Below are 10,262 nucleotides of genomic sequence, written 5' to 3'. Positions count from 1 at the left end.
GTTGCGGGCGCCGCCGGCGACGACCGCTTTCTCGAGCGCCCTTTGTGCCTTGCGTCCTTGCCAGAAGCGGATGCCGTAGAAGAGCGCGAGCAGCGCGACGGTCACGCCGATGATCGTCGCTCGCAACCAGGCTGGTGCGAGCGGACGGGTGTCGGCAAAGCGGATCAGCGGCCCGGCATACCAGACTGCCGCCGAGAACCCGGCAAGCGCGAGCAGGCTGAATATCCTGAGCACCCAGCGCATCAGTACCGCCGCTCCCTGCCGCGCCCGCTCACAGCGTCTCCTCCTTTGCGATCATCACATCGACGCGGCGGTTCTTGGCGCGGCCGTCCGCCGTCGCATTGTCGGCGATCGGTTCATCCTCCCCCTTGCCGTCGACTGTTACCCGCGACGGGTCTTTCAATTGCTTGGCCATCACTGCCTGAACGGCTTTGGCGCGGGCGACGGAGAGATCGAAATTGGACTTGAACGTGCTCGACTTCTTCGGCTTCACATTGTCGGTATGGCCGACGATCCGGATCGGCCCTGGCTCGCCGTCGAGCGCGGAGGCGATGTCGGCCGCGATGGGCTGGAACTCTGTCTTCAGCTCCGCCTGGCCTGACGCGAACAAAAGCTGGTTGTTGACCTCCACGACGATGAAGTTGCCCTTGGTGCCGACCGTCAGCCCGCCGCCGGTGATCTCCTTGGCCAAGGCTGCGCGGATGCGGTCGAACTGGGTGGAGGTGGGAGCGACGGGCGGCGGGGCGGCTTCCGCGGGTTCGGCGAGCGGCGCGCTGGCGCGCTCGATGGTGACCGGGGTCGAAGGATTGAGCGCCAGCAATTCGCCGGCGGTGACGTCGCCTTGGTCGGTGATGAGCACCCGCAACCCGAAGAACGCTGCCGTCACCAGCGTCGCCGCGGCGGCCGCCACCGCCCACAGCGGCAGCCGCGCGCGGGGCTTTGACAGCTTCGCCGCCATGCCTTGCCAATGGGGAGAGATGTCGTCTTCGGCGCGCGGCCTGAAATAGCGGAGCGTGTCGTAGACGTCGCGCCGGACACGTTCGAGTGTGTCTCGCTCGCCGGCCCGCCCGCGATACTGGCCCTCGAACCCGAGCGACAGGCAGGCATGCATCAGTTCGAGCAGGTCGTGATGGCCATCCGGGCTGCCCAGAATATTGTTCAGCGCCTCGTAGAAACCGGCGCCGGTGGGCTTGGTGTGGAAGAACCGCACTACCAGGCTGTGCCCGCTCCAGCTGTCCTCCTTCGGCCAGGGCAGGTTGCCGACGAGATCGTCGGCCGTCTCGCAAAGGGCGAATTTTGCGATTCTGCCGTCCTCCTCGGCGATGCCGGCTTTCGTCATCTCCCGGTCGAATGTTTCGATCGCTTCGGCGATATGCTCCGCGAGCGGTGCCGCCTGCCTCTCGACCGGCATCAGCCGCAACTGGCCGAACAGCATCAGCAAGGGAGCTGCCGCGGCGAGAATTGGATTTGCCGCGGCGTATTTCACGCCGTGCGAGGCATTAAGCAGGATTTCCTGCTGCAACGCGGGCGCGGATGCAGCAGGCGCCGCATCGGAAGCACCTTGGTGGATAACGGTCCCGGACGACCAGCCGGTCGGCATCTGCCGGCCGACGCCCGGATCGAACACAGTCGATTCCCGGGCGGCTGGCGCGACGCCACCAGGAGCGGCTCTCTCGGGAGCCGCGGGCGAGCGTTGTCTTGGCCGTGGCGCGCGGATGACGGTCTTGTCCGCCGGCACGGAGGGATCGTCGTTCGAGCTCATCGGCGGTCCACCGTCGAGGTGTGGCGATCGTTTCTCTGACGGGAAATGAGGCCGGCCTCGCGCCTTTCACGCCAAGGTTTGGCGGCGGGCCGGATGGAAAGGCTCATCTCGCCGAAACATGACATTGCTGCACACGCCCCAAGCCACGCCGCTTTGCCCGCCAGGCAAGCTTCCGTGCGCTTATCCTAAAGCATGTCTCCCGAAAGTGGGAACCGGTTTCGGGACAAAGACATGCGTAAAATCAAAAGCTAAAGCGCATGGAGCGAATCCGAACGATCGCGACGCGCTTTGGCTGCACGGGTGGCCGATTGAAATCGGAAAGCAGGATGCTCAAAGCAGCGGTTTCTTCTGTGAGACCGCTCACATAACGCCGGGTTCGTTACTTCTGTTTGCCGGCCTTGGCGTAGGCTTCGCTGAAATAGGCGAGGAAGACGTCGAGCATGCCGTTTTCATGCTTCTCCTCCATGGTCCGCCAGGTGGCGACGAGGGCATCCCATGCCTGGCTCTTCTTGGATGAAAAGGAGGCCGGCGGCAGTTTCCTGGCGATCGCCTCCGGCGACAGGTCGTCGAGCAGCCTGGAAAGCGCGGCCTGCATGGCGGCATAGGTAGCGAATTCGTGCGCCTTGAGGTCCCGGAAGGCGTCCTCGACACTGTGCGCGGCGTCCAGGTAGCCGGCCCTGCGTTTCGCGAACATGATCTCCAGTATGTCGTCGATGCCCGGCACGAATTTCAGCGGGTTGTTGTTCTCCGCGCCGATCATCGTGCGGTTGGCGCTCTTGGCCAGCACCTTGGCCGCCGCGCGCGCCTTGAGCAGCAGGGACAACTGCTCGACCGTGGTTCTGAGCACGGTGCCGATCTCGGCGGCCACTTCATGCGGATCGCGCGACTGAAGCAGGTCAGGCGAAATGCCGGCCGCCTTAGCGATATCCCGCAACAGCGCATCGGCTGCCGCGGGCCGGCCAGGCGGGGCCGCCGGGGTCGGCGGCGGCTGCAGCGCCGAGGACGTCGATGCCGGCAATCCTCGTCCGGGCCGCTGCTCCTTCGGACTGAAGAACGGCTCGTTGCCCAATTCCAGCGGCCTGCCTGTCGACGGCGGCAGCTCACGTTGCGTTGACCCGCTCCGGCTTTGCGGATGGCCGGTGGCGATACGCTCTTCGTCGATCGAAACCGAAATGACATAGCGGCCGATCAGCAGCCGGTCGCCGTGGGCCAGCCGGTGCGGCCCGGCCATACGCTGGCTGGAGCCGTTGATGAAGGTGCCGTTGCGCGAGATGTCGTAGAGCCAGAAGGCGCCCGCCTGGTAGCGGACCTCGCAATGCCGGCCCGAGATGATTTTGTCCGGATCGGCGAGCGTCCAGTCGCAGTTCTCGCGGCCGATCTCGAAGCTGCGGCCGCGGACGGCGTAGCTTGCCGCCGTGCCCGGAGGCAGCCTGTCGACATTGCTGATCTGGAGCGAGATGAACATCCGGAAGCGTCGCCGAACTTGGTAAATAAATACTTGCTTCGCAATTCCGGACGGAGAACCGCTGCGCGCTTTTTCCCGGAATTGCTCCGGCATTCTAGCAGCTTGCGGGAACGACGGGAGAGGAGCGTTTCACATCGGCGCATCGCCACCGTTTAGGCACCGCTGTTGTTTGGCCGGCACCAAACATGTGCTAGGTTTGGATCGGTCCGGTGCGATGAATGCGAAAACTTCCCGAACGTGATGCAGTTTACAGAGCGGGGGCTTCGAACCATCACACTGGCGGCCGCGTCCAGGAGGGGCACGACCCATGCCGAACGAACGTGCCACCGTTGTGCAGACGCCGGTTGGCGCCGACCTGACTTTCACCCATCTCATCGGCCGCGATGAGATCAGCCGTTGTTTCGCCTATACCGTCGGCTTCGTCTCGAAGAGCCATGATGTCGATCCGCTGAAGATGCTCGGCGGCGTCGTTTCGGTCGAAGGCGAATCCGATCCGAAACGCTGGTTCAGCGGGCTGGTGTCGGAATTCAAGCTTACCCGCATCGAGGACCGGCTGGCCTTTTATGAGGCGGTGGTCAGGCCGTGGCTCTGGTTCCTCGGCAACACCACCGATTGCCGCATCTTCCAGAACATGACGGCGGTCGAGATCATCGAAAAAATCTTCTCGAAATACGGCATCGCGAAATTCGAGAAGCGGCTGCAGGGATCTTACCCCCAGCGCGAATATTGCGTGCAGTATGACGAAAGCGATCTGGATTTCGTGCAGCGGCTGATGGAGCACGAGGGCATCTTCTATTTCTTCGAGCATGACGAGGGCAAGCATACGCTGGTGCTCTGCGATGCGATGAGCAAGCTGAAGGCAGCGCCTGGCTACGAGAAGGTGCTCTATAATTTCGAGGGGCAGGGCTCGCGGCGCGACGTCGAATACATCACCGAATGGATCCCCGGCAGCGCGGTGCGGCCGGGCGCCTATGCCCACACCGACTACGATTTCGAGAAGCCTGGCGCGGACCTGATGGCGAAGTCCGCCCAGCCGTTCAGCCATAAGGAGGCGGCAGGCGAAAACTACCGCCAGCCTGGAGCGCATCTCGATGTCGGGCGCGGCGACACGATTGCGGGGATTCGCCGCGAGGAACTTCAGGCGGTGCACCAGCGCAGCACGGCGGTGGGCACCGTGCGCGGCATCTTTTCCGGCTGCAAGTTCAAGCTGGAGAGTTTTCCGCGCGACGACCAGAACCAGGACTATCTGGTGATCAGCGCCGAATACCGGCTATTCGATCCGGGCTACCGGACCCAGAACGAGGCCCATAGCGAGAATTTCAAGGTCGTTCTGGGGGTCGCGCCCACCAAATTGCCCTACCGGCCGCCGCGCATCACGCCGCGGCCGATCATGCGCGGGCCGCAGACGGCGACGGTGGTCGGCCCTTCCGGCGAAGAAATCTTCACCGACAAATATGCCCGCGTGAAGGTGCAGTTCCACTGGGACCGGCTCGGCAAGAAGGATCAGAACTCCTCCTGCTTCGTGCGCGTGTCTCAGACCTGGGCCGGCAGCGGCTGGGGTTTCATCCAGATCCCGCGCATCGGCCAGGAGGTCATCGTCGATTTCATCGAGGGCGATCCGGACCTGCCGATCATCACCGGCCGCGTCTACAACGCCGCCGAGATGCCCCCTTACGCGCTGCCGGGCAATGCGACGCAGTCGGGCTGGAAGTCGAACTCATCCAAGGGCGGCGGCGGTTACAACGAGCTGATGTTCGAGGACAAGGCCGGCTCCGAGCTGGTCAACTTCCAGGCGCAGAAGGACCACCACCTGCTGATCAAGCACGACCGCAACAAGACGGTGCAGCACGACCAGTCCGACCGCATCGACCACGACGCCAAGCACTCAGTCGGTCACAACCTCGACGAGGACGTGGGCAACAACAAGACGGTCAAGATCGGCGTCGACCAGACGACGAACATCGGGTCGAACGACACCGAGACGGTGGGGGCGAACCGCTCGCTGACGGTTATGGCGAATGAGACGATCCACGTCGTCTCGAACTCGACGGAAAACATCGACGCCAACCATTCGCAGACGGTCGGGTTGGTGCAGACGGTGACGGTGGGGGCGGCGCGTGTCGATACGGTGGGGGCGGCTGAGACACGGACTGTCGGCGCGGCACAGATTAACACCATCGGAGCGACGCGGGCAGTCAGCGTGGGCATCAGTCAGAGCCACGAAATTGGAGCCTCCGACAGTTGGACTATCGGCGCCGATCAAAGCATCAGCATCGGTGCCGGACAGACGGTTTCGATCGCCGCGTCACAGGCAACCGATGTGGGTGCCTCGCGCATCGCCAAAATCACATCGAACGACTCCACCGATGTTGGTGGCGGCTTCATGCTCAAGATTGCAAAGGGCAGCCTTACCGACATCAAAGAAGACTCGGTTACAAAGTCTGGCAAAAGCCTGTCGATCGAAGCGACGGACGATATCACCCTGACATGCGGAAGTTCGAAGGTTGTCATGAAAAAGGATGGCACGATCGTCGTGGAGGGAAAGGACATTTTCTTGAAAGCATCTGGTAAGATCAACGCCAAGGCTTCGGGTGACATCATCCTGAAGGGCTCGAAGATCAACGAGAATTGAGGTCGCGATGAGCAAAGTTGTCGAGCGTATCTATGGGGTGGTCATCGGGCTGTTCCTTGGTTTCGACGATCAGGGTCCGCTGGTTGTATTTCCCGGCAATCCCCTGGATGTGGCGCTGAGAGCCAGAAGCCTGGTTGAGCTCGATCAGGCTATGATCGGATCAGAAGTGGCGTTGCTGTTTCAGGACGGCGACCCGAGACGTCCGCTCATCATGGGGCCGATCATCGAACCAGCGCGCAAGGGCGCCGCCCAACGCGTTATCAGCGATGGTGAATATGTCCGACTGAAGGCCTCGAAGAGGATCGAACTTCGCTGCGGAAAGTCCAGTCTCATACTTGACAGTGATGGACATATCTCGCTTCGCGGAAAATACATCGTGAGCCAGGCCAGCGGTGCGAACAATATCCGCGGTGGCTCCGTGAATCTGAACTGATGACTCTGCCACAGGTCACAACGCAGTCGCGGCCCAACAGGGTGGCTGGTGACGTGCTCCGTCAGCATGTCGAATTGGTGGCATTCCTTTGGGCGCAACGAAATACGCTACTGAATGCAGACCCGCCGGACGTCCAGGTGGCAAAGAGCATTGGCGAGCGGCTTGACGTGCATCTAGACGCGCTGCGGATCGCCGGCGCGGCGGCTTGGCCATTTGCCATCGAACAATGGGCCGATTTTCCCGACAAAGGCGAACTTTTCACGTGTGCATGGCTCGCAATTGAGCTGGAAGACGAAAAAAGCCTGAACGAGTCGATTGAGTTCTTCCGCGCTGAAAGGAGCACGGCTTACGGCTTTGTTGGCGCGTTGGAAATCCATCGAGCGGACAAGATCGCGAGGTGGGTCAGGCAGTGGGTGTCGCACGAGGATCCCGTTAGGCGGCAACTTGCCGCTCACGCGATCGAAGTGCACAAAATGGACCCCGGCAGAATGCTTTTGCATCTGCTAAAGGACTCTGGCGCAGAGACGCGGTGTATCGGTCTTAGGCTCACGGCGGGACTTCGACATATCGAGTTTGTCCAAGTTGTCGCCGCGCTGCTCGATGATCGCGACGCTCAGGTACGCTTCTGGGCCGGCATCGCACTCGCAGAGCTTGGATTTGGGGAGCGGGTTAGGCCTGACCTTCAGGCCGTAGCCGCATCAGACGACGCTAACGCACTCACCGCGTTGCGTACTTTGATCAAGACAACGCAGCCGCAGGAAGTCCGATCCTGGCTGGGAGGTCTGATGCGCGCCGCGAACCCGGTGGCTGTCCGCGCAGTTGGGATGCTCAACGACAAGACCTACCTCAACTGGCTCATCGATCGCATGCGCGAACCCGCGATGGCCGCCGCGGCGGGTGCGGCCTTTCTGGAGCTCTTTCCCGACGCTGCGCAAGAAGATGATTTGTTCACCATCGACCCAGCCGAAGCCGGTTTGGAATTTGTCCGCCGCTTCGAATATGGCGAACAGAAAATCCCGCTGGCTGACAGAGTCATGGAATGGGGCAAGGCGAGTGGATTTGTAGAATAGGGCCAACCTCGCAGCAGCGATCTCTCCGCACACGCGTGGAACTGCTCAGGTCGCTATCGGGTGCCCAAAAAAATATCTCTGACCGGGCCTGAAGCTCTCGATCTGGTCGCCGTCGAAAAATGCCTCTAGGATCCCGGCTGCATGCAACGATTTCAAGTTGCCGCTGCGATCGAACATTTTCGAACAATTTATACCTGTGGCGGCCTCGAACAGCGTCGCTTCCCGAGCCAGTCTTTGCTCCCGCTCGTCGTCCTGGTCCAGGTTGTCATACATGCGCTTCGCAATCTTGGCGATGTCAATCGCCTCGCCTCCATAGATCGGAATATCCTTGGAGCCTACGCGCTCCAGCACCGCATCTTGCGCCTGCTTCACTTGGTCGAAATATCTTTCGCGGTTAGCTCTCTCGACCCAGCCCTCATCCGTCAAGACTTCCTCCATGGAACCCGCCATCAAAGGGCCATCCTCGGCTTCGAGGAGGAAGGATATTTCCTGCTCGATCTGTCTTAGCGGGTCGATGTCCCCGGCTCGTTTGTGCGCTTCCATGAGGTAGTCGACTGCAGCGAGGTTGGATGTAGCTCCCAGTGCAATTGCCAGAAAAAAGAGAAAATTGTCTCCGCTTTTGTCCTCGATATAATCGAAAGTCTGCCGCACCGACTGAAGTGTGCCGGCATAACCGGAAATGTTGGCGATCGCGTGCCAAAGTAGGTAAAGCGGATTGTCTCGCATCAAAGGGCCGAGTTCCGGAAGCCTGGAAAAGTTTCCGCGCGAGCATCCTAGCAGAACCGCCGCTATCCGCTCCCATGCGCGCGTGCTCGTTTCGAGGCGGGCGAGGTCCAACGCATAGAGGTCGAACGATTTGGGATGAAACCCATAGCTGAGTTCCTCGAATGCGGTGTTGGCAATCTTTGGATAGTGTTCCATGTCCAGTCAATAAATGAGGCTGGCGACCTTTTCCAGTTCGCTCTGGTCATCTTCAATATCGTTGCATGCCTTGGTGTTCATGTAGTGCTGGGGAACGACGTTTCCCTGATCGTTGCAGCCACCCGCCATGCGCGGCGTCTTATGATTAAGTTTGTCCGGTCGCTTCGTGCTTGGCGGAGGATAAGAAGCTGGAATGGGATTCGACGGATTCACCTTGCTCCAGGTGCTCAGAACCGCGCTCTTCTTCTTCGGGCTGAAAGCGTCGTACGCAGCCTGGGCCGCTGTTGGACCATTTGGTCGCTTCACGGTCGGACGATATCGTGTAGGCGTATCACGGTGTTGAGGTATGTCAAAATGGAGAGCGCAGCCCTGGTTTTCCTTCGTTTGAACATTCGGGCAACTCGGCTGACCGGCCTTTCTTGCCTTGCGCTGCCTGGTCTTTCTTCTGTTCATCCGCTTGAGCGTCTTAGTTAGTCGATCTTTCTCGGCCTGCTTGTCCGGCACTTTGATCAAGCTGATCTGCTTTCGCCAGAAGGCGCCCGCCGTCATCACCGGATACGGTTTTTTGGTCTTGGGATCCTTCTGCCACTTATGCAAAGGGTTGCCGCAACAGGGGCATTTGCCGGCTTTGATGGCCACCTTGGCTTGTTTCATGTCTTGTGTTTCATTCGTAGGCGCCGGTGGCGTTGCGCCGATCTGCGAGGCGTGATTGCTTGTTGTTATGTCAATATGCCGGCAAACGTTCTTGCCCTCGAACTTCACCGTCATCGCCCAGGCCTGGAAGTAGGTCTTGCCCGTGATTTGGTGAGTGATGACAGACGCGCCAAAGCTTCGGGTGGCCGCCTCGTTGCCCAAAGGCGACGATTTGTAATAGGACTTTTGGGCCAGCGCGGCGGGCTTGCCACCGATATTGACCGTCTCGGACCCTTCCTTGAGGTCTGTCGAAAACGACGTGTCGGGATAAGGAACCGGGATAGGCCCGGCTGGCGGCGAAGGCGGCGACAGACACACGTCGGGAAAGCGCGCCAATGATTTGTTCATACCGTTCTTCCCGGCGATTTCCCACTTCTCGGCGAAGACGTCTTTTGTCATCGGTCAACTCGGCCTTCTGGGTGCCACAATCGCTGCGGCCTTTGCGCCGAAGCAAGAGCTTGCATGGAGCGCCGCGAGCTTTCCCGGCGCATAGCTGCGCGCATAGGCTTGCTCGGCCCAGGCGAACTGGATGATGCCCGCGGCGGCGCCGCTGTCGCCAATGCAATCCGCTGCGTGCCAAACGTCTTGGCAGGGCCGGACTTCACGCATATTGCGCATCTGTGCCAGCACCAACTCTTCGAAAGCGTAGCTTTCGCCAGCAACGTCGGACAGCCGAAACGAGACTTTGTGCATAGGCACGCCGGCATCGGCGAGCGCGGCTTTCAGGGCGGCGCTCAATCCGTCGGCTCGGAACGGCGTCTCGTTGAACAAGGTCGACCTCTCGACGCCAAAACCGATGCCGAGAATGCTGATCGCGGTCAAAGAAGCGGCATCGCGCGTCATCACCAGGATCCCGGCGGCTTCACCAGGCACCAGTCCGTCGGTGACGATACTGGTCTTCAAGCGCTGGTGGAGATCGAGCCAGGACAACGTTCGCGCATCCACCAGACTGTCGACGGCGACGATGACGCATGCGGGAAATCCTTCGCTCTTCAAAAGCTTTTCGGCATGCGACAATGCGGTGAAGACCGCGACGGAGCCGCCCGCGATATGCAACAGCTTCGGTCCCGTCAGCCCACGTCCGTCCGGTAGCGTTATTCCCGCCAGAATTCCTTTGAGCCTGCCGCCAGGCATTTCGTTCTCACGCGTGCACAACAGAAGGGGCATCTGCCCCCAAGGCAGGCCGGTCACGTTGTCAGCATCGAGTTGCTCGAATGCGAGTTTGACCAGCGCCGAGATGCGGTCGCGGCCTCGAAGCTTGAGCGGCAAGGCGTCGACTGTTGCGC

Annotated in this window: 9 protein-coding genes; 3 read left to right on the top strand and 6 right to left on the bottom strand. The window is 60.9% G+C overall.

What is annotated here, in order from left to right:
* The 3 genes from P9236_RS05245 to tagH all read right to left on the bottom strand — a co-directional run.
* On the bottom strand, nucleotides 1–243 hold a 243-nt coding region (locus P9236_RS05245; protein ID WP_278073524.1), incomplete at its 3' end, for a hypothetical protein.
* A 28-nt stretch (nucleotides 244–271) separates the two neighbouring features.
* Nucleotides 272–1,762 (bottom strand): type VI secretion system protein TssL, long form, encoded by a 1,491-nt coding sequence (gene tssL, locus P9236_RS05240; protein WP_278073523.1) that lies wholly within the window; start codon nucleotides 1,760–1,762, stop codon nucleotides 272–274.
* A gap of 379 nt (nucleotides 1,763–2,141) precedes the next feature.
* Complete coding sequence (gene tagH, locus P9236_RS05235) at nucleotides 2,142–3,227, bottom strand: type VI secretion system-associated FHA domain protein TagH (RefSeq protein ID WP_278073522.1); 1,086 nt, start codon at nucleotides 3,225–3,227, stop codon at nucleotides 2,142–2,144.
* 307 nt (nucleotides 3,228–3,534) lie between these two features.
* Here tagH and tssI point away from each other — a divergent pair, with 307 nt between their 5' ends.
* The 3 genes from tssI (at nucleotide 3,535) to P9236_RS05220 (ending at nucleotide 7,362) form a co-directional block, all read left to right on the top strand.
* A complete protein-coding gene (gene tssI, locus P9236_RS05230; protein ID WP_278073521.1) occupies nucleotides 3,535–5,859 on the top strand; it encodes a type VI secretion system tip protein TssI/VgrG in 2,325 nt (774 codons plus the stop codon).
* Between the two features lie 7 nt (nucleotides 5,860–5,866).
* A complete protein-coding gene (locus tag P9236_RS05225) occupies nucleotides 5,867–6,292 on the top strand; it encodes a DUF6484 domain-containing protein (protein ID WP_278073520.1) in 426 nt (141 codons plus the stop codon).
* A 137-nt stretch (nucleotides 6,293–6,429) separates the two neighbouring features.
* Nucleotides 6,430–7,362, top strand: a complete 933-nt coding sequence (locus P9236_RS05220) for a hypothetical protein (protein ID WP_278073519.1) — start codon at nucleotides 6,430–6,432, stop codon at nucleotides 7,360–7,362.
* 45 nt (nucleotides 7,363–7,407) lie between these two features.
* Here the strand turns inward: P9236_RS05220 and P9236_RS05215 are convergent, their stop codons facing one another.
* From P9236_RS05215 to P9236_RS05205, 3 genes are read right to left on the bottom strand one after another with little or no spacing between them, the layout of a single operon-like run.
* A complete protein-coding gene (locus tag P9236_RS05215; protein WP_278073518.1) occupies nucleotides 7,408–8,283 on the bottom strand; it encodes a hypothetical protein in 876 nt (291 codons plus the stop codon).
* 6 nt (nucleotides 8,284–8,289) lie between these two features.
* Nucleotides 8,290–9,375 carry a DUF4150 domain-containing protein gene (locus tag P9236_RS05210; RefSeq protein WP_278073517.1) on the bottom strand — a complete coding sequence of 362 codons (1,086 nt, stop codon included), beginning with the start codon at nucleotides 9,373–9,375 and terminating at the stop codon, nucleotides 8,290–8,292.
* A 3-nt stretch (nucleotides 9,376–9,378) separates the two neighbouring features.
* The gene (locus P9236_RS05205; protein ID WP_278073516.1) at nucleotides 9,379–10,167 is read right to left on the bottom strand and encodes a hypothetical protein; all 789 of its coding nucleotides are present in this window, start codon (nucleotides 10,165–10,167) and stop codon (nucleotides 9,379–9,381) included.
* Nucleotides 10,168–10,262: the final 95 nt, after the last annotated feature.

Source organism: Mesorhizobium sp. WSM4884, from assembly GCF_029625675.1.
Lineage (GTDB): Bacteria > Pseudomonadota > Alphaproteobacteria > Rhizobiales > Rhizobiaceae > Mesorhizobium.
This window is presented reverse-complemented; position numbering and strand designations above follow the sequence as displayed.